19 protein-coding genes are annotated in these 21155 nt (G+C 43.6%); 1 reads left to right on the top strand and 18 read right to left on the bottom strand.

What is annotated here, in order from left to right; all coding sequences use genetic code 11:
- Positions 1-57: 57 nt before the first annotated feature.
- Positions 58-1608, bottom strand: a complete 1551-nt coding sequence (locus BK139_RS09595; protein ID WP_076258108.1) for an acyl-CoA carboxylase subunit beta — start codon at positions 1606-1608, stop codon at positions 58-60.
- A 3-nt stretch (positions 1609-1611) separates the two neighbouring features.
- Entirely contained in the window at positions 1612-2022 is a 411-nt protein-coding gene (gene mce / locus BK139_RS09590) for a methylmalonyl-CoA epimerase (protein WP_076258107.1), read from the bottom strand.
- 181 nt (positions 2023-2203) lie between these two features.
- On the opposite strand from mce, the gene prli42 reads away from it, so the two are divergent.
- Positions 2204-2299, top strand: a complete 96-nt coding sequence (gene prli42 / locus BK139_RS23930) for a stressosome-associated protein Prli42 (protein WP_175609094.1) — start codon at positions 2204-2206, stop codon at positions 2297-2299.
- A 273-nt stretch (positions 2300-2572) separates the two neighbouring features.
- On the opposite strand, the gene BK139_RS09585 is transcribed toward prli42, so the two are convergent.
- The 16 genes from BK139_RS09585 to yqiS form a co-directional block, all read right to left on the bottom strand.
- The gene (locus BK139_RS09585; protein ID WP_175609093.1) at positions 2573-3094 is read right to left on the bottom strand and encodes a L,D-transpeptidase; all 522 of its coding nucleotides are present in this window, start codon (positions 3092-3094) and stop codon (positions 2573-2575) included.
- A gap of 27 nt (positions 3095-3121) precedes the next feature.
- Entirely contained in the window at positions 3122-4114 is a 993-nt protein-coding gene (locus BK139_RS09580; RefSeq protein WP_076258105.1) for an aromatic acid exporter family protein, read from the bottom strand.
- A 114-nt stretch (positions 4115-4228) separates the two neighbouring features.
- On the bottom strand, positions 4229-4951 hold the full coding sequence (locus BK139_RS09575; protein ID WP_076258104.1) for an amino acid ABC transporter ATP-binding protein: 723 nt from the start codon (positions 4949-4951) through the stop codon (positions 4229-4231).
- Positions 4944-5603, bottom strand: a complete 660-nt coding sequence (locus BK139_RS09570; protein WP_035330029.1) for an amino acid ABC transporter permease — start codon at positions 5601-5603, stop codon at positions 4944-4946. The genes BK139_RS09575 and BK139_RS09570 overlap by 8 nt, the downstream gene beginning before the upstream one ends.
- 92 nt (positions 5604-5695) lie before the next feature.
- Positions 5696-6481, bottom strand: coding sequence for a transporter substrate-binding domain-containing protein (locus BK139_RS09565; protein ID WP_076258103.1), 786 nt, complete (start codon positions 6479-6481; stop codon positions 5696-5698).
- Between the two features lie 181 nt (positions 6482-6662).
- Positions 6663-7100: a BrxA/BrxB family bacilliredoxin gene (locus BK139_RS09560; protein WP_076258102.1), complete on the bottom strand. Its 438-nt coding sequence runs from the start codon at positions 7098-7100 to the stop codon at positions 6663-6665.
- Positions 7101-7331: 231 nt separating this feature from the next.
- On the bottom strand, positions 7332-8450 hold the full coding sequence (meaB, locus tag BK139_RS09555; RefSeq protein ID WP_076258101.1) for a methylmalonyl Co-A mutase-associated GTPase MeaB: 1119 nt from the start codon (positions 8448-8450) through the stop codon (positions 7332-7334).
- The gene (scpA, locus tag BK139_RS09550) at positions 8451-10643 is read right to left on the bottom strand and encodes a methylmalonyl-CoA mutase (protein ID WP_076258100.1); all 2193 of its coding nucleotides are present in this window, start codon (positions 10641-10643) and stop codon (positions 8451-8453) included.
- Positions 10633-12495: a methylmalonyl-CoA mutase family protein gene (locus tag BK139_RS09545; protein ID WP_076258099.1), complete on the bottom strand. Its 1863-nt coding sequence runs from the start codon at positions 12493-12495 to the stop codon at positions 10633-10635. The genes scpA and BK139_RS09545 overlap by 11 nt, the downstream gene beginning before the upstream one ends.
- Before the next feature lie 198 nt (positions 12496-12693).
- A complete protein-coding gene (locus tag BK139_RS09540) occupies positions 12694-14025 on the bottom strand; it encodes a dihydrolipoamide acetyltransferase family protein (protein WP_076258098.1) in 1332 nt (443 codons plus the stop codon).
- A gap of 130 nt (positions 14026-14155) precedes the next feature.
- The gene (locus BK139_RS09535) at positions 14156-15139 is read right to left on the bottom strand and encodes an alpha-ketoacid dehydrogenase subunit beta (protein WP_076258097.1); all 984 of its coding nucleotides are present in this window, start codon (positions 15137-15139) and stop codon (positions 14156-14158) included.
- 12 nt (positions 15140-15151) lie between these two features.
- Positions 15152-16147: a thiamine pyrophosphate-dependent dehydrogenase E1 component subunit alpha gene (locus BK139_RS09530; RefSeq protein WP_048008216.1), complete on the bottom strand. Its 996-nt coding sequence runs from the start codon at positions 16145-16147 to the stop codon at positions 15152-15154.
- Positions 16148-16225: 78 nt separating this feature from the next.
- Positions 16226-17647, bottom strand: a complete 1422-nt coding sequence (gene lpdA / locus BK139_RS09525; RefSeq protein ID WP_076258096.1) for a dihydrolipoyl dehydrogenase — start codon at positions 17645-17647, stop codon at positions 16226-16228.
- Between the two features lie 14 nt (positions 17648-17661).
- A complete protein-coding gene (gene buk, locus BK139_RS09520; protein WP_048008218.1) occupies positions 17662-18771 on the bottom strand; it encodes a butyrate kinase in 1110 nt (369 codons plus the stop codon).
- 176 nt (positions 18772-18947) lie between these two features.
- On the bottom strand, positions 18948-20042 hold the full coding sequence (gene bcd, locus BK139_RS09515) for a branched-chain amino acid dehydrogenase (RefSeq protein ID WP_048008219.1): 1095 nt from the start codon (positions 20040-20042) through the stop codon (positions 18948-18950).
- Between the two features lie 81 nt (positions 20043-20123).
- Positions 20124-21026 carry a phosphate butyryltransferase gene (gene yqiS / locus BK139_RS09510; RefSeq protein ID WP_076258095.1) on the bottom strand — a complete coding sequence of 301 codons (903 nt, stop codon included), beginning with the start codon at positions 21024-21026 and terminating at the stop codon, positions 20124-20126.
- Positions 21027-21155 lie beyond the last annotated feature (129 nt).

The raw sequence follows: 21155 nt of genomic DNA, 5'->3' as shown, positions 1-21155 counted from the left end.
TTAAGCTTACTAAGCAAGTATAACTCCAAAATTTTGGCACAGCAAATCAGGAATCCATTATAGCGGGATATTTCCATGCTTTTTATGAGGCCTGCTTTCTTTTTTATTGCGCAGCATTTCAAGCGCCTGAATGAGCTTGATTCTGGTTTCACGCGGATCGATGACATCATCCACCATACCCCGGCTTGCCGCCACATATGGATTGGCGAACTTTTCTCTGTACTCTTCGATTTTTTGTGCCCTGGTGGCCTCGGGATCATCACTGTTCTGGATTTCCCTTGCAAAAATAATGTTGGCTGCACCTTGAGGACCCATTACGGCTACTTCCGCATTCGGCCATGCAAAAACAAGATCTGCGCCAATAGATTTACTGTTAAGCGCAACATAAGCTCCTCCGAATGCTTTTCTTAGAATAACAGTAAGCTTAGGCACCGTTGCTTCTGAGTAAGCATAGAGAATCTTTGCTCCGTGCCGTATAATTCCGCCATGCTCCTGTTTAACCCCCGGGAAAAATCCTGTAACGTCCTCAAATGTTATAAGTGGAATATTAAAGGAATCACAGAACCGGATAAATCTTGAAGCCTTATCGGAAGAATCTATATCAAGGCCACCTGCCATCACCTTCGGCTGATTGCAGACGAGACCCACCGTTTCACCCTTGATCCGGGCAAGGCCGACTACAATATTTTTAGCGAAGTCGCGCTGCACCTCCAAAAAAGTATCTTTATCCACTACCTGTTCAATGACTTTTCGGACGTCATATGGACGAAGGGCATCAAAGGGAATAACGTCTGTCAAATCCGGACGGTAATCATCATCTTCTTCCCATTCGGACATAGGCGGTTTTTCTTCGTTATTCTGTGGAAGGTAGCTTAACAGACTTCGCACCTGCCCAATCACTTCTTCTTCGGACTCCCCTCTAAAGTGTGCGTTTCCGCTGATCGTATTGTGCACACGCGCACCGCCCAGATCCTCAGGTGAAATCTTTTCCCCAGTCACCGTTTCGATTACTTTTGGTCCGGTTATGAACATCTGGCTCGTCTTTTCCACCATAAAGACAAAATCCGTAATCGCCGGAGAATATACTGCACCACCGGCACAAGGCCCCATGATGACTGATATCTGCGGAATCACTCCTGAATAAATGGAATTCCGGTAGAAAATATGGCCGTACCCATCAAGGGAAACAACACCTTCCTGAATTCTGGCGCCGCCGGAATCATTCAAGCCTACAAATGGAGCTCCATTTTCAGCTGCTAAATCCATTACATTGGCAATTTTTTTTGCATGCATTTCCCCGAGGGCGCCCCCAAAAACGGTAAAGTCCTGTGAAAATAAGAAGATAGGACGTCCGTTGACCTTTCCATATCCAGTTACAACACCATCTCCAGGCCCTTTTTGGTTTTCCAGTCCAAAATCCGTGCTGCGGTGCTCAATAAATGGATTAAGCTCAACGAAAGTTCCCGGATCTACTAATAAATCGATTCGTTCCCGGGCAGTCAGTTTTCCTTTTTCATGCTGTTTTTGTATACGCTCATCCCCTCCGCCCAGTTCTACTTCCCTGCGCCTGTCGTATAACTCATTTATTTTCTCATAGATGTCTGCCATGCCTTATTTCAATCCTTTCTTTTCACAGAATTCATATAAAATACCGCCTGTTGACTTCGGATGCATAAAGGCTACATGGGCACCGCCCGCACCAATCTTCGGTTCATCCTGCAGCATCCTGATACCCTGTTCCTTCATTTCGTTTATGCGTTCTTGTATGCTGTCAACTCCCAGTGCTACATGATGCAGCCCTTCTCCCCGCTTTTCTATAAACTTGGCAATTGGGCTATCTTCACTTGTCGGCTCGAGCAGCTCTAGTTTCGTTTCCCCTGCTTTAATAAATGCAACCTTTACTCCCTGGCTGTCTACTTCCTCTATTCCGAGTAATTTAAGCTGGAGCGTTTCAGTATAGAATGGAAGCGCTTTATCGATAGACCTGACAGCAATTCCAATATGGTCCACCTTCTTAATCATCTGTTTCCCTCCTCATGGATGTCGAAATATATCATTTCCCCGCAGAATGTGGGCATATTTTTAAATCTATTATTTAAATATTCGTTATAAATGTCGAAAATCCTTTTAAAAAATTGAGCGGTTGTTCAATTTGATGATTCTTAGTAAAATAAGAGTAAGAATTGGGACGAGGAGGCATAGAATGTCAAATAAGAAACTGGCGAAAGTAATTGTCTATTTAATGATATTTGCAATGCTCGCATCTACTCTCATTATGGGTATGGCGATGTTTTTATAACAAGGGAACTCTATTCATTTTTCAGCTGCTCCGGATGGCAATTCCGGGCAGCTTTTTTTGCGGAAAATAAACTTTGAACTGTTAGTGACTTTTACTGAAACCTAACGAGCTGTAGGGACTTGGGACACAAAAAGCAATAATCCGAGGGTTAGAGTCCGAATAAAGTCAAACTTCTGACAGCATAGGCGGAAATATGGAACTGCAGAGTCCGAAGCTGGCGTTCACTAAGCTCATAAAAAAACTGCATCCATTCAGATGCAGCTGTACATTCTTTCAATTATCTTTTTTTATGGCACCGTAATCTCTTCCAAGTTCGTCAAAGCTCTTAGCTGAGGTGACTACTAAGATTTTTGTTCCAAGCGGCACGGATTCATATAACGACTCGACTGCCTCATTCTGCAATCGGATACATCCATTGGAGACATATCTGCCGATGGACGAAGGATTGTTCGTCCCGTGAATGCCGTAGATTCTGCCATCAGTATTTTCTGCGTCAAACCCAATCCACCTTGTGCCGAGCGGATTCCGGGGGTCACCGCCTTTTATGTCCTTTTTTCTGTAGTAAGGATCAGCTGCCTTTACAGTCACAGTGAACAGCCCTTCCGGTGTAAGGTCATCCGTTTTCCCGGTTGCAGCTGTGATGATATTCTGCACTTTATGATTCTGTATAAACGCAACTTCATTTGTGCGTTTATTGACAATCAGAAATGGATCTCCAGGCAGCGGATTCAGTCCCAATGGCCAGATTGGGGAAAGTGAAAAAAACAGAATGGCCGCTGCAGCAAACTTCAGCATGACAATTCACGCTCCAATTCCTTTTCCTTAGTTTGCTTCTGCAGTCCCGCTTTGATTCATTTCCTTATCCTTTAAACCTTTAAAAGAGCTCTTAATAATTAAATACTGTTCCATTTCTTTTACAAAGTGAAGCAAGGCAGCACGTGCTTCAAATTCCTCCCTCGTTTTGGGGAGCTCCATATTTTCAAAAGAAACCTTCATACGGTACAATTTCTCCAGGAATAGCAGGGCCGTATTGCCCGGGTGGATATGTTCCGATAATTCTTCAATAAAATCAGCGATCATCTCTCCCTGTTCAACAGGGAGTGCTATGGAAGTAACACTTGGAAGAACCCTCTCAATAATTTCAAATTGTTTTTCTCTCATTTTGAAATAATGATAATATAAATTTTCATCTCTTCGAAAGTGATTTTCAACATCCCTGAAGGCCAGCGCTTTTGCCTCATCGATCATTTCCATTGTTTCAGTAATTTCTCTGCCGTCCCAGCTGCTTTCATGGGTACGCAAATACCTCACGATTTCGTCAAAGATAACCTTAAAGTTTTCTTCTATTTCAAGTCTATATTCCTTAAGCTTCGATTCCAGGCTCGGCATGTAAAGGTTTGCGATTAGTGCTACACCGATTCCGACAATAATTATGCCCAATTCATTTAGCAAGAGGTCCTTTGAGACCTCTCCTGCAGAATAAATATGCAAAATAATAACTGAACTTGTTACAATTCCATCGCTGGCCTTTGCCATAACAGCTGCCGGAATAAAAAACAGCAGCAGCAGTCCGATTACAAGCGGATGGTAAGCAATGCCCTCAAAAAACAAAGAAGAAAATGCCATTGCCAGCAGACAGGCAAAAAATCGGTCCCATGAAGCCCGAAGTGATTTTTTCTTTGTGACTTTTATGCATAATATAGTCAGGATGCCTGCAGAAACAAAATTATCAAGCTGCAGCATCTGTGCAATCATGATGCTGATGGAAGTCCCCACTGCAGTCTTGATTGTCCGGTAGCCAATTCTGTACTTCATTTATTCAAACTCCTATATTCAATTGCCCCATCTAATTTTAAGAAGGCTGTCTGGTATTTAAATGCGAAAGAGAAGATGATCATGTTGATCATCTTCTCCCATAGCATATATCGATTATAGCATTTTTTGCAAGAAATCCCTTGCACGATCACTCTTAGGATTAGAAAAAAATTCTTCAGGAGAAGAATCCTCTACAAGCACACCGCCATCCAGGAACAGCACCCTGTCTGCCACTTCACGGGCAAAGCCCATTTCATGGGTAACTATCGCCATTGTCATGCCAGTATGTGCTAAATTCTTCATAACGTCCAGCACTTCTTTCACCATTTCCGGGTCCAGCGCAGATGTTGGCTCATCAAAAAGCATAACTTCAGGCTGCATGGCAAGAGCTCTTGCAATCGCAACCCTTTGTTTCTGCCCCCCTGATAAACGATTGGGGTATTCGTGTGCTTTAGCAGATAATCCGACCTTCTCCAAAAGCTCGAGCGCTGTTTTCTCAGCTTCTGATTTTGATAATCCCTTAACCTTCATCGGTGCATATGTCAGGTTTTGCAGGGCAGTTTTATGGGGGAATAAATGAAAATGCTGAAATACCATCCCCACATTTTGGCGCACTTTCATTATGTTTGTGCTTTTATCCGTAATGTCCTGCCCATTAATCATGATCCTGCCGTCTGTTGGCAATTCCAGAAGATTGATGCAGCGGAGGAACGTAGACTTCCCGGAACCGGACGGACCTATTACAGCCACTACTTCGCCATCTTGAATATTGGTTGAAATTCCTTTAAGAACTTCAAGTTTACCGAAATGCTTATGCAAATTTTCCACTTTAATCACTGCGTCTCATTCTCCTTTCAATTCCTTTGCCAAGCACAGTCAGGACCATTACCATAATGTAATAAATCAGCCCGGCAATCAGTATCGGTTCGAAGTAGGAAAACTTTTCGCCTCCCACGATGTAAGCCCGGCGCATCACGTCTGTTACTCCAATGACTGTTACGATCGCAGACTCTTTTGTAAGAGTAATAAACTCGTTCATTAAGGCAGGCAAAATGTTTTTCATTGCCTGCGGAAGTATGATATCCATCATGGCCGGCCTGTATGGAACACCCAGTGCCATTGCCGCTTCACTTTGGCCTTTATCCACGGCCAGGATTCCCGCCCTGATGATCTCAGATATATAGGCCGCTGAATTAAGCCCAAAAGACAGGACGGCAGCTGTGGAAGGATCAATTTTATATCCGATCAGCTGGGGTGACCCATAATAGATAAGCATCAGTTGAAGAACAAGAGGTGTTCCCCTAAAAACGGATGTGTAGGCATCCGCAATCCAGCCAAGAAATTTAAATTTGCTAATTTTAAAGAATGATAGAATTATACCTAATACAAAACCCAGTATGCCTGCCATAGACACAATTTGAAGCGTGACACCAATGCCTTTAAGTATATATGGAAGGGAGGGAATGAACTGCTGAAAATCCAGATTCACTATCTTTCCATCCTTTCTGTAAGTAATTTATTTTCTAAAGAAGAATAAAGCGTCCAAAGGAAGATATGCCTTGGACGCCAATTCCCAGCGAATTATTTGTTATCAAACCATTTTACGATCAATTCTTCCAATTCACCGTTTTCTTTCATCTTCAAAAGTTCTGCATTGAATTCTTCAGTTAATTCACTGCCTTTAGGAAAAGCAATGGCCGAACCTGCCTCTGTTTCATCTTCTTCAATTGTGAAACCGGCCAGGTCTTTATTTTTTTCAAAATACCCTTTTGCAACCGTGTCTTCAATCATGGCTGCATCAAATCGGCCTGCCATGATTTCCTGAATTAATTCAGGGATGCGGTTGCGGTTTTCCACAGTCATATCAACTGTTTCAGCAATTTCTTCTGCCTTATCTGCCTGAATGGAAGCAAGCTGCACACCTATTGTTTTTCCATCTAAATCTTCCAATGATTCAATTCCGCTGCCTTTTTTAGAAACAATCATGTGGCTCGCTGTATAATATACATCGCTGAAATCAACGTTTTCTTTACGCTCTTCAGTAGGAGTCATACCCGCTAAAACAAAATCAACCTGGCTTGTTTCCAGTGCAGGGATCAGTCCGTTAAAGTCCATATCCTTCACTTGGATTTCATAGCCCAATTTTTCAGCAATCGCTTTGGCCAAATCCACATCAAAGCCGATGATTTCTTCCCCTTTTGCTGAATCTACATATTCAAATGGCGGATAATCCGCTGACGTACCCATTGTTAAAACCTTTTTATCCGAGCTTTCCCCAGAGCCGCTTTTACCATCTTCACTAGTCCCGCATGCAGCTAGTAAACCAACCAAGAGCATGCTTAATGCAAACATGATCACTTTTTTCATTTTTGTTTCCCCCTATAAAAATATGAATAATCTCTGCATAACTATTAATAAATATTCACTAAAATGAATTTTAACAGATTTTTATATTTATGCAATAAGGTTTTTAATTATTTATCAGAAGTTTAATTATTCAGATAAATTCATACAAAAAAAGCCCCGTTATTCGGGACCTTTTCGCTATTTAAACTTCTTCGCAATATTTCTCAAAGGCATCCTGCAGTTTCTGGACGACTGCCATGGGCTCATGGCCTTCGATTTCGTGGCGCTCGATCATCGTGCATAGCTCCCCATCTTTTAGAAGTGCAAAAGATGGTGATGATGGCGGATAACCTGTGAAGTAGGATCTTGCTTTTTCGGTTGCTTCTTTATCCTGTCCGGCAAATACCGTAACCAAATGGTCAGGGCGCTTATCATAATGCAGGGAATGCATGGCTGCAGGACGGGCAATTCCGCCTGCACATCCGCAGACAGAGTTCACCATTACAAGTGTAGTTCCCTTCTTATTAAGGGACTCATCCACTTCTTGAGGTGTTGTTAATTCCGTAAAGCCGGCATGTGTTATTTCCTGACGCGCCTGCCTGACAACATCATTCATAAATAAATTAAAATCCATATTCAAAGTCATCGCTCCTCAATAAAAAATTCTCCTGACTATATACATAATACCAATACATCAGTAAATTTTACAATCAAGTCAATTTTTTGAATAAAAAAGTTTAGCTTTTGGATTATCGGGGAAAGATAAAACTACAGCTAGATCCATACCCCTAAACTCCCTAGATTCGCCAGTGCCCGCAAGGCACTGGCCATTTTTTTGCCTTCAGGAAAAGCCTGCCCGAAACAGAAAGCTCTATCTTTTTGTATAAACATTAAACAATTCTTCAACTGCAGATGTAACAGTCCTGTTCCCTGCTATGACCTCGTTTTCGATTTTTGGAAGAAGCGGTTTTATGTCGGGATGATAAAAAAAGCTGAACTGAAGCTGATCCAGAATCATGGAGTGTATCCATTGTTTTGTCTGGAGCCTTCTTCTTTCTTCAAAAACTCCTGATGTCTTTGCCGTATTTTCAAACGTTTTGATCACATTCCAGATCTCAGAAATGCCTTCATTAAAGACAGAAGAGCAGGTATAAGCTTTCGTTTGCCATCCTTTAGTAGCTGGCTGAAGAAAGTGAAGGATACGGTTATACTCTGCTTTTGTTTTTTCAGCCAATTTCTTATTGCTTCCATCGGCTTTATTGACAATTACCGCATCAGCCAGTTCCATAATGCCCTTTTTCATTCCCTGCAATTCATCCCCTGCCCCTGTCAAGGTTAAGAGCATAAAAAAGTCCACCATTTCCCTGACAATGACCTCACTTTGTCCCACACCGACGGTTTCAACGAGAATAACATCAAAGCCTGCTGCTTCACACAGAAGCATGGTCTCTCTTGTTTTTCTGTGGACACCTCCCAGTTTCCCTGCTGAAGGAGAAGGTCTTATGAAAGCACGCGGGTTTCTTGATAGCTGCTCCATTCTTGTTTTATCGCCAAGGATGCTGCCGCCGCTCAAGCTTGAGCTTGGATCAACGGCTAGCACAGCTGTTTTTAAACCCGCATTACATAGGTATGTCCCAAAAGATTCAATGAACGTGCTCTTTCCTGCCCCCGGCACTCCGGTTATCCCAATCCTGAGCGATCGCCCTGAATGAGGCAGAAGCCTGTGCAGGAGTTCCTGTGCATGGTGAAAATGATGCTCTGCGTTACTTTCAATCAGAGTGATCGCTCTTGCAAGAACAGGTCTGCTGCCACTCATGATTCCTTCTTCAAGAACGTCAAGATCCGGCAGAGAGGCAGATTTTTTTTGAAACCTGCCTATTTTCTCGAATTTCTGCTTCTGCTCACCTGAATCCACACCACTGCTTACTGTGCTTGTAAAATTTTCTGCCTTTTCTTCATCAAACCATTCCGGTTTTTTATCCTCTGCCATTTACTGGGTCACTTCCTCGTACCCAAGACGGCTGTATATCTCTCTGATGACCTTTTGGGCAGCCACTGGAATGACGGTGCCCGGGCCAAAAATGGCAGAAGCACCATGCTCATATAAGTATTGATAATCCTGTGCCGGAATAACCCCGCCGATCACAACAATAATATCTTCCCTATCCAGTTTCTTCAGTTCAGCAGCAAGCTGGGGCAGAAGAGTTTTATGGCCTGCAGCAAGTGAACTGATGCCAATGACATGAACGTCATTTTCGACCGCCTGAAGGGCTGTTTCTTCCGGAGTCTGGAACAGAGGGCCGATATCAACATCAAAACCAAGATCGGCAAAGGCTGTTGAAATGACTTTTGCTCCCCTGTCATGGCCATCCTGCCCCATTTTGGCAATCAGAATCCGCGGTCTTCTTCCTTCATTTTCAAGGAATTCATCTGTCATCTGCTTTACTTCTGCAATTTCTTCTTCATTGGAAAAAGCAGAACTGTAAACCCCGCTGATTGAACGAATAATCGCTTTATGGCGGCTGGCCACTTTTTCAATTGCTTCGGAAATTTCGCCAAGAGTGGCTCTAACCCGTGCTGCATTTACTGCAAGCTCAAGAAGGTTGCCTTCCCTTGATTCAGCAGCTTTTGTAATAGCCTCCAGGGCCTCAGCAACTTTCTCATTATCGCGGGAGGCCTTTAGCCGCTCCAGCTTTTCGATTTGCTTTAATCGTACAGCTGTGTTGTCGATGTCCAGAATGTCAATCGGCTCTTCTTTTTCCAGCCTGTATTTATTCACACCAATAATGGTTTCTTTTCCGGAATCAATTTGTGCCTGCCTTCTGGCAGCAGCTTCTTCGATTCTCATTTTTGGCAATCCTGTCTCAATTGCCCTGGCCATTCCGCCAAGACTCTCGATTTCCTCAATATGCTCCCAGGCTCGCTTGATTAACTGATCTGTTAGTGCCTCTACATAATAAGAACCGCCCCATGGATCAATTACATTCGTGATACCTGTTTCCTCCTGAAGGTACAGCTGTGTATTTCTCGCTATACGGGCTGAAAAATCCGTCGGCAATGCGATGGCTTCGTCCAATGCATTCGTATGAAGGGATTGAGTATGCCCCATCGCTGCTGCATGCGCTTCAATAAGAGTTCTTGTTACATTATTGAATGGGTCCTGCTCGGTCAAGCTCCAGCCTGAGGTTTGAGAATGCGTTCTAAGCGCCATTGATTTTGGATTAACGGGTTCGAAGGTCTTCATCATTTTTGCCCAAATGTAGCGGGCTGCCCTCATTTTTGCCACTTCCATAAAGTAGTTCATGCCGATAGCCCAGAAAAACGAGAGCCTCGGTGCAAAGGAATCAATATCGATTCCGGCTTTAAGTCCGGTTCTTACGTATTCAAGTCCATCTGCGAGCGTATAGGCAAGCTCAATATCAGCTGGTGCACCCGCTTCCTGCATATGATAGCCTGAGATGCTGATGCTATTGAACTTCGGCATGTATTTTGATGTGTATTCAAATATATCTGCAATGATCTTCATAGACATTTCCGGCGGATAGATATAGGTGTTGCGCACCATATATTCTTTTAAAATATCATTTTGGATCGTTCCCGAAAGCTTCTCCTGGCTTACTCCCTGCTCTTCCGCTGTGACGATATAAAAAGCCATAACAGGTAAAACTGCACCATTCATCGTCATGGATACAGACATTTGATCTAAAGGGATCCCATCAAACAGTGTCTTCATGTCCAGGATGGAATCAATGGCCACGCCAGCTTTCCCTACATCCCCTTCGACTCTTGGATGATCAGAATCATAGCCTCTATGGGTGGCAAGGTCAAAAGCGACTGATAAACCCTTTTGCCCCATGGCGAGATTGCGGCGGTAGAAAGCATTGCTTTCCTCTGCAGTAGAAAATCCGGCATATTGACGGACAGTCCAGGGCCTGTTCACATACATGGTTGAATAAGGCCCCCTTGTATATGGAGGAAGCCCCGGCTTATCGTTTAAGTGCTCCATATCTTTTAGGTCTTCGTTTGTGTATAGCGGCTTTATTTTTATCCTCTCATTTGTTTCAAAGAGAAGATGATCGATGGATGAATTGATTTCTTCCTCCGCTTTTCTTTTCCAGTCATCCTTTGCTGATTGTTTTACTTTATGAATATCCAGGCTTTTAAAATCTGGTTTATTGGCCATTGTTTGCCACCTCCATCTCGTTCAGCATAGTCAAGAGAGTTTCATAGCAATCGCTTTTCACGTGAATGTATCCGCTGATTCCAGCAACTTTAAATTCAGCCCTTTTTCTCTCTTCTGGAAGACCGGCTAAATAGATTGCAGCTGACGGGAAAGCTTCTTTCAGTTGTTTAATTAAAGGAACAGCCATGCTGTCATATTGGACGTTTGATCCGCAAATAAAATAATGCCTGCAATTTGTTTCTTGGATAAATGCTTCAGCATCTTCCGGGTTCTCTATAGAGCCGCTTCTGACTGCCTCAAACCCTCCGGGCGCCAGGAAGCCTCCAATAAAATCAGCCCGGTCCTTATGATTCTTCAATTCTCCCAGACAGATTAGCCCTGCTTGAGGATGTATTCCCTTTTCCTTTAATCTTTCAGATAAACTCCGCAAACCTTCGAAGGACTCTGAAAGACGAACCTGCGGGATTGGCTTGATAACATTCTTGCTGTTTTCTATGGTTTCGGCCACTAATTGAAGCGGCTTTTCATCAGGGTTAGCATAGATATTTGTTCCAATGATACTTTGTTTTCTTGTATGAACATCTTTCTGCTTCTTCTCATGAACTTGAGAAATTTGACTTTGAACCCACCCTGTCTGGAGGGCTTCAGCCATTCCTCCCAGCTCTTCTATCTCAAGGAAAAGCTCCCAGGCTTTATCAATCAGTTCATTCGTCAGATGTTCCACATACCAGGAGCCGCCCGCCGGGTCAGAGACCTTCAGCAGATGCGCCTCTTCCATTAGAATGAGCTGGGTGTTTCGGGCAATTCGGTCCGAAAAAGGAGAGTGTGCTCCTTCCGGTTCATTATATGGACTGACATGAAGGTATTGGACTCCTCCCAATACTGCTGCAAATGCTTCATTCCCTGCTCTCAGCACATTAACATAAGAATCATAAGCTGACTTAGTAAATGAGGACGTTTCTGCTGAAATGACCATTTTTTTACTGTTTCTCTCAGCTCCATAAACTTCTGCAACCTTGCCCCATAAAACCTTTGCCGCACGAAGCTTGGCAATCTCCATAAAGAAGTTTGAACCAACAGAAAACTTAAATAGCATTTTGGATAGAATTTCTTCAATCTTTTTGCCTTTTCCAAGAAAATACTGCAGGTGATTTATTCCTGCTGCCAGTGCAAAAGCAAGTTCCTGGACAGCATTCGCGCCGCCATTGTGATAAACAGCAGTATTCACCATGATGGTTTTCAGGCTTGGCATATGTTCAGTTGCCGAATTGGCCGTTTCATTCAAATTTTCGTATAGCTCATTGATTGAGCGATCGTTCATTTTGTCTGCAGCAGCAATGGCAAGCGGGTCTGCTGCAATATATCCTGAGATTTTTTCACTTTCACTTAATCTCGCAAGTTCTTCTATTAATTGACGGTGACTTTGGCCGGCATCCACACTGAAAGGATATTTTTTATAAAGTTCTCCTACCGCGATGCTGATCTTCTCTGGGTTTGTTAACTGTTCTGGCTGGAAAGCCAGCGCTGTCTGCCCCTTCGCAACAGCAGCAAGGAGTTTATCTGCCAGCTCTTCAGAAGCTGAAGCACTAACTTTCTGTGCAACCTTCCATTCCTCTCCCAGGTAGCCGGCAGCATATGAACCCCTTCTGAAGTCTTCTGCTCCCGGATACTGGGATAACGGTATTTCGGTCAGGTCCTCTCTGGAATAAAGCGGTTTCAATTTTATGTTTTCATATGTATTTCGTGATAATGTTTCTAAGGATTTCCCTTTAAGAGCTTTTTCTGCACTCTGTTCCCAATCTTCATTAGTCTGCTGCGGGAATTTTTCTTCAATCATTTTCTTTAATGACATAATCAGGCTGTCCTTGTAGCTGACAGCGTTCCCTCCCCTCATGCGGCAGCGGACCCGTTTCTCTTATGAAACATTGCCGCAAGAAAATTATAATAAAATTCTAAATTATCCATACACCTATTTTAGTATACAAAGAAGAAACAAGCAATGAACAATAAGAAACCGCCGCCCCAAGCAGGGCAGCGGTCATTTTACTTATTAATAAATAGATGTATTTTCTTTTGATGTGTTCTCCAGAATTTCCTTTACGCGCTGCAGGAAGCGTCCGCATACCAGGCCGTCAAGTACACGGTGATCAAGTGACATGCAAAGGTTAACCATATCACGGACAGCGATCATGCCATTGTTCATGACAACAGGACGTTTCACAATGGATTCAACCTGAAGAATTGCTGCCTGCGGATAATTGATAATGCCCATGGACTGTACGGAACCGAATGATCCGGTATTATTTACAGTGAAAGTTCCACCCTGCATTTCAGCAGAAGTCAGTTTTCCTGTACGCACTTTTAAGGCAAGATCATTAATTTCACGGCCAATACCTTTAATCGTCTTTTCATCCGCCGCTTTGATGACCGGAACGAATAACGCGTCATCTGTTGCTACTGCAATGGAAATATTGATATCCTTCTTCTGGATGATCTTATCTCCTGCCCACATGGAATTAATCTGCGGGAATTCCTTAAGGGCCTGTGCAACTGCTTTTACGAAGAAAGCAAAGAATGTAAGGTTAAAGCCCTCTTTTTGCTTGAACTCCCCTTTAATGCTGTTGCGGTACTCAACAAGATTTGTAACATCCACTTCCATCATTGTCCAGGCATGAGGTGCTTCATGTTTGCTGCGGAGCATATTGGCAGCAATCGCCTTACGCACTCCGGTAACAGGGATTTCAACATCACCTGGCATTACCGGTACATTAGGTGCTGGCGCCGTCTGTTTGGATGCTGCAGGCTGGGAAGGTGCAGATGCAACTTCCTGTGCTGGCGCTTCTGTCTTTTCCGGTGCAGCCGCAGCTGCTGCAGCTGTCGGAATATCTCCGGACTCAATGATTTTCATAAGATCTTTACGGGTGATGCGTCCGCCGCCGCCAGTACCTGTCACCTGGTTCAAATCGATTCCATGCTCTTGAGAAAGCCTTAAGACTGCAGGTGAATAACGGACTCCTTTTGGAGCATCCGCTGCTTTAACAGGTGCCGCTGGTGCAGAAGGCGCTGAGGCTGAAGGTGCAGCCGGAGTCTTATCCTCTCCTTTTGTCTCTGCTGGCGCAGCTTGAGCAGCTTCCCCGCCGCCTTCGGTTTCGATTGTCAAAATCACCTGGCCCACTTCATACGTTTCGCCTTCTTCTGCAATCAATTCTTTGATTACACCAGTGAAAGAGGACGGTACTTCCGCGTTTACTTTGTCAGTCATTACTTCAGCAAGCGGATCATATTTATTTACTTTATCTCCAACGGAAACCAGCCATTTGCTGATTGTCCCTTCAGTAACACTTTCCCCAAGCTGGGGCATTTTAATTTGTTCAATAGCCAACTGAGTAACCTCCTTCTAGCTGCCCGCAATTTGCGGGTCATGCAGCAGGTGCAGCTGATCCGGAATGGAGTCCAGCCTGAGAGCCGCACCCTCTGCGAGCTTTCCATTTTTATTAACTAAGATGTTGTTATTAAAATTCAGCCAATTCACGCATTGCTTTTTCTACTTTATCAGGGTTAACCATAAAGAATTTCTCCATAGTTGGAGCGTAAGGCATTGCTGGCACATCAGGACCGGCAAGGCGTTGGATCGGTGCATCCAGCTCAAACAGGCAGTTCTCTGCAATAATCGCAGCAACTTCGCCCATGATACTGCCTTCTTTATTATCCTCAGTAAGAAGAAGCACTTTTCCTGTTTTAGAAGCAGCTTCAATAATTGCTTCTTTATCTAACGGATAAACCGTTCTTAAATCCAGGATGTGCGCTGAAATGCCATCTTTAGCAAGTCTTTCTGCAGCCTGAAGAGCAAAATGGACGCATAGGCCATAAGTGATGACCGTGATATCTTCACCTTCGCGTTTTACATCTGCTTTTCCGATTGGCAGCACATAATCATCATCAGGAACCTCACCTTTAATCAGGCGATATGCGCGCTTATGTTCAAAAAACAGCACCGGATCCTCATCACGGATTGCTGCTTTCAATAAACCCTTAACATCATAAGGGGTAGAAGGCATAACAATCTTAAGTCCCGGCTGATTAGCAAATACAGCTTCGACAGACTGGGAATGATAAAGTGCTCCATGAACACCGCCGCCATATGGTGCACGTACTACAATCGGACAGCTCCAGTCATTATTTGAACGATAGCGGATTCGTGCCGCTTCTGAAATAATCTGGTTAACAGCCGGCATAATGAAGTCGGCAAATTGCATTTCTGCAATTGGACGCATTCCATACATTGCTGCACCGATTCCAACCCCTGCAATCGCTGATTCAGCAAGAGGAGTATCAATTACGCGGTCTTCGCCAAATTTGTCATATAGTCCTTGTGTCGCTTTAAATACGCCACCTTTTTTACCTACGTCTTCACCTAAAACAAATACCTTTGGATCTCTTTCCATTTCCTCGCGGATTGCCATAGTCACCGCATCGATATAAGAAATTACAGCCATATTCTCTCCCCCTTACTGTTCAGCATATACATGCTTTAAAGCAGATTCCGCTTCTGCATATGGAGCGTTTTCAGCATAATCAGTTGCTTCGTTTACCAGTTTCATAACCCGGTCATTGATTTCCTTTTCAATCGCATCGTCCATAACGCCATTTTCTTTCAGATAGGCGCCAAAAGTAATAATCGGATCTTTTGTTTTTGCTTCAGCCACTTCATCAGGAGCACGGTAGCTTCGGTCATCATCATCAGATGAGTGTGGTGTTAAACGGTATGAAACGGTTTCGACTAATGTCGGACCTTCTCCGCGGCGGCCTCTGTCTGCTGCTTCTTTCACAGCTTTATAAACTTCAAGCGGATCGTTTCCGTCAACTGTTATACCTGGCATACCATAGCCAATAGCTCTGTCAGACACATTTTCGCAAGCAAGCTGCTTTTCAATCGGAACAGAGATTGCATATTTATTATTTTCACACATAAAGATAACAGGAAGTTTATGAACACCTGCAAAGTTCGCACCTTCATGGAAATCTCCCTGGTTAGAAGAGCCTTCACCGAATGTTACAAAAGTAACCAGGTCCTTCCCTTCAAGCTTTCCGCCGAGGGCGACACCAACAGCATGAGGCACCTGTGTAGTAACAGGAGAAGACCCTGTCACGATTCGGTTTTTCTTTTGGCCGAAGTGTCCAGGCATTTGGCGTCCGCCTGAGTTTGGATCTTCCGCTTTAGCAAACCCTGACAGCATTAATTCCCTTGCGGTCATGCCAAATGTTAAAACAACACCCATGTCACGATAATATGGAAGAACATAATCTTTCTCGCGATCAAGAGCAAACGCGGCACCTACCTGCGCAGCTTCCTGCCCCTGGCATGAAATAACAAATGGGATTTTTCCAGCACGGTTCAAAAGCCACATGCGCTCATCAAGACGGCGGGCTAACAGCATCGTCTCATACATTTCAAGAACTTTCTCATCACTTAAACCTAAATCTTTATGACGGTTTTCAGCCATTTATACAACCTCCTAAGCTAATATGTATCAGCCCCGTCTCCAATTGGAGACTTGGACTTATTTTATTTAATCGAATCTTTATCCGTGGATTGCTTTCCCATCTACAGCAAGGGCAGCTTCACCTATTGCTTCAGATAGCGTCGGATGCGGGTGGATAGTATGTGCTACTTCCCATGGAGTTGCATCAAGAACGCGTGCAAGGCCTGCTTCTGAAATCATATCTGTTACGTGAGGGCCGATCATATGGACACCAAGAATATCATCGGAATCTTGATCTGCCACAATTTTTACAAACCCGTCGGATTCACCAAATACAAGCGCCTTTCCGATTGCACGGAATGAGAATTTGCCAGTTTTCACATTATGGCCTTTTTCCTTTGCTTCATCCTCTGTTAATCCTACACTTGCTGCTTCCGGTGAACTGTAAATGCATTTAGAAACCAGGCTGTAGTCAATTGGAGAAGGATTCTGGCCTGCAATGTGCTCCACTGCAACAATTCCCTCATGAGAAGCAACATGTGCCAGCTGAAGTCCGCCAATGACATCACCAATCGCATAGATATGAGATTCCTTTGTCTGGAAGTATTCATTTGCGGCAATAAATCCTTTTTCAATTTGAATATCCGTATTTTCAATGCCAATGCCTTCTGTATTTGCCTGACGGCCCACTGAAACAAGCAATTTCTCAGCGGTAAATTCCTTTTGGGAACCTTTTACTTCAGCTGAAATCGTTACTCCTTCACCTTTCTGAAGGGTTTCAGGAAGAACCTTTGCTCCAGTAACAATTTTGACTCCTTTTTTCTTCATAAGGCGCTGCATTTCTTTTGAAATTTCTTTGTCTTCTGTAGGAATAATACGGTCAGCATATTCAATTACTGTTACATCAGCACCAAAGTCTGATAACATGGATGCCCATTCGATGCCGATGACTCCGCCGCCAACAATGATAATAGAGCTTGGCACTTCTTCCAAAGCTAAAGCTTCATCCGAAGTCATGACCAGTTTTCCATCAATGTCCAATCCTGGAAGGGTGCGGGGGCGAGATCCAGTTGCTACAATAACATTTTTAGGGATCAGCATTTCATTTTCGTCCCCATTGTTCATTTCAACAGAAATTGTCCCTGGCATTGGAGAGAAAATAGAAGGTCCAAGAATTCGGCCTGTGCCTTCAAAAACATCAATCTTGCCTTGCTTCATCAAATGCTGAACACCTTTATGAAGCTGATCAACGATTTTGTTTTTTCGTTCCTGTACCTTACCAAAATTGATTGATACATCACTTGTGATTACGCCAAAATCTTCACTGTGCTTTGCAGTTGCAAACACTTCAGCACTTCTTAATAACGCCTTGCTTGGTATGCAGCCTTTATGAAGGCAAGTCCCTCCAAGTTTTCCTTTTTCAACGATTGCCGTTTTTAAACCAAGCTGTGAAGCACGGATGGCTGCTACATAACCGCCTGTGCCTCCGCCTAAAATCACCAAATCATATTCCTGTGCCAAGTTGCTTCCCCCTTCTATTTCAATGCTGCTTTCCCAGCTGTTTTTCCGGGATATTCTTTTTCAGTCTCTTCACCGCGCAGGACGCGAAGTGCACCTTCCGCCAGTGCCTGAAGCTCATTTTCACCAGGCTGGACGATGACATCTGCTATCCAGTTAATCCGCTCACTGATTTCTTTTACAAAGCCCTTGCCATAGGCAAGACCGCCCGTAAGGATAATGGCATCAACCTTTCCGCCAAGCACTGCACTGGCAGAACCAATCTCCTTAGCCACCTGATAAGCCATTGCGGAGTAGACAAGCTTTGCTTTCTCATCTCCGTTTTCAATCATCTTTTCAACCTTTACGGCATCATTTGTTCCCAGGTAACCAACGAGACCGCCTTGTCCAACAAGTTTCTTCATCACTTCTTCACGATAAAAGCTGCCTGAGTAGCAAAGTCCCACCAGATCACCGGCAGGTACTGTACCTGCCCGTTCCGGACTGAACGGCCCGTCTCCATGAAGTCCGTTATTGACATCCACTACTCTGCCTTTTTTATGAGCGCCAACAGTAATACCTCCGCCCATATGTGTGACGATCAGGTTAAGCTCCTCATACTTTTTGCCGAGCTCCTTGGCCACTCTCCTGGCAACAGCTTTCTGATTCAAAGCATGGAAAATACTTTTTCTTTCTATCATTGAAAAGCCTGAAATACGGGCAATTGGGTCCAGTTCATCAACCACAACCGGATCAACAATGAACGATGGAATATTTAAACCCGAAGCAATCTCATATGCCAGGATTCCGCCAAGGTTAGAAGCATGCTGACCAGCAAAACCGGCACGAAGATCACCAAGCATTGCATCATTAACAGAATATGTGCCTCCTTCAATTGGACGAAGCAGCCCGCCCCGGCCGCACACTGCACTTAATTTGGAAATATTGATTCCTTCATGATCCAGCGTCTCTAAAATGGTCTGCTTGCGGAATTCATACTGATCGATAATACTTTCATAAGAGTTAATGACATCTGCATCATGGCGTAATGTCTTCTCCAGGACAGAGATCTCATTATCGAAAACTCCAATCTTAGTTGAAGTGGATCCCGGATTGATGACGAGAATTCGATGTTCTTGTTCTAGCACGTTTAAACCTCCATAAAGAGCGGAAATCTCCCTTGTAAAAGCATACTCTTACTCAGGGTACTTTATCTGCCGCTGCATTTTTTTCTACTCTGCTTTTAAAGGCAAAGACGCTGAATTCATAATTCAGCGCTCTGCATTTCAGGAAAGACAGACTAAATTCCTCTTTCTCCTAAAACCTATCTGCGGCTCAGGATATGATGGCCGTTTTGGAGGAATTGTCCGCGTGAATTACGCATTCTTTCAATTCTTTCCTCAACCATGCGGTCAGCCGCTTTATATGTCGGAATTCCATCCCTTTTAGCAATATCAATAACTTTTTCAATATTGTTGTATACAGTTTCAACTTTTTTCATTGCACGTTCACGGTTGTAACCGTACAGCTCATCTGCAACATTGATAACTCCGCCTGCATTAATTACATAATCAGGTGCATAAACAATGCCCATTTCATGGATTAAATCACCATGGCGGGTTTCTTTAAGCTGATTGTTGGCGGCTCCAGCAATTACTTTTGCTTTCAGCTGCGGAATTGTATCATCATTAACTGTTGCACCTAAAGCACATGGTGCATAAATATCACATTCAACACCATAAATTTCATTTGGTTCAACCGCTTTGGCACCGAACTCTTCAACCGCACGCTGAACTGCTTCTTTATTAATATCTGTTACAATTAGCTGTGCACCTTCTTCATGCAGATGACGGCAAAGATTGAACGCTACGTTTCCAACACCCTGAACGGCAATTGTTTTGCCTTCTAGAGAGTCAGTTCCGAATGCAGCCTTTGCTGCTGCCTTCATTCCTCTGTATACGCCATAAGCTGTAACTGGTGAAGGGTTGCCTGAAGAACCGAAGGCAGGTGAAATACCTGTTACATAATCTGTTTCCTCATGGATCAGATCCATATCAGCTACAGTAGTGCCTACGTCCTCTGCAGTAATATAGCGTCCATTTAATCCTTGGATGTAACGTCCGAAAGCACGGAACATCTCTTCGTTTTTGTCTTTGCGCGGATCGCCGATAATAACTGTTTTACCGCCCCCAAGGTTTAAGCCTGCTGCAGCATTCTTATAAGTCATGCCGCGTGCAAGGCGCAAAGCATCCTCAATAGCTGCCTCTTCAGATTCATAAGTCCACATGCGTGTACCGCCAAGCGCAGGACCTAAAGTAGTGTCATGAATAGCAATAATAGCTTTTAAGCCTGATTGTTTGTCCTGACAAAACACCACTTGTTCGTAATCGTAAGTTTCTAAGTATTTGAAGATTTCCATGTTCTATTTCCTCCCCGGATTATGAAAAAATTTATGTTCGTTTGATTAAACTTTTTTATTTAAATGCTGAATATCAGCGAATTACTTTGCTGAGCATATCGCTAATGCCAATGAATAAACCTTGCTTTCAGCCGAATCAGCCCTTGAAGTAAGAACGATTGGCGCTTTCGCCCCTGCGATAACGGCTCCTACTTTTGCTTTTGCAAAATAGACAAGTGATTTATATAAAGCATTCCCAACTTCTATAGTCGGCACCAATAAAATATCTGCCTGTCCGGCAACTTTGCTTTTGATTCCCTTATGTTCAGCTGCTTCAAAAGAAATAGCATTGTCCAGAGCCAGAGGACCATCGACTATACAATCTTTTATCTGCCCCCTTTGGTTCATAAGAGTTAATGCTGCAGCATCCAAAGTAGCCTGCATAGCAGGATTAACCACCTCTACTGCAGCAATCGGAGCTGCAAGAGGATTTTCAATCCCTATGCTTCTTGCAATATGAACTGCATTTTTCAATATTTGTGCTTTTTGATTAAGATCAGGTGCAATATTCATAGCTGCATCCGTTACGATTGTAAACCGTTCAAAACCTGGGACCTCAAAAACAGCCACATGTGATAACACATTTCCTGTTCTTAAGCCAAATTCTTTATTTAAGACAGCTTTTAAAATGCCTGCCGTCGGGATATTCCCCTTCATCAGCACATTGGCCTTCTGTTCCTTCACAGCCCTTACAGACAATTCCGCTGCATGCGCAGCCGATTCTGTATGAACGATTTCAACTTTAGGGCTTTCTGCTGCTTCGCTATGCTTCTCGTTCAGAATTTTGCGGATTTTTCCTTCGTCCCCGAACAATAAAAAGCTTGCTAAGTTCAGCTTAATTGCTTCAGCAACTGCTTCGAGAACTTCTTCGTCTTCCGCTGCAGCTACGGCAACGGTTTTCTCACCATATTGGGTTGCTTTCGTTAGAAGCGAATCCAATGTCATCTGTTCAACCCCCTTACATGAAAAGCGCAGGCGTCTTAGGTTCAGGAAACTTAAAATGATCGACGCCATTTTCCTGATGTTCTTCCGTTTATTATACTTGCAAGAAGTGTGCCAACTTTAAAAACCGTG

It is taken from the genome of Paenibacillus sp. FSL R5-0490, assembly GCF_001956215.1.
Classification (GTDB): Bacteria; Bacillota; Bacilli; order Bacillales; family Cytobacillaceae; genus Cytobacillus.
This window is presented reverse-complemented; position numbering and strand designations above follow the sequence as displayed.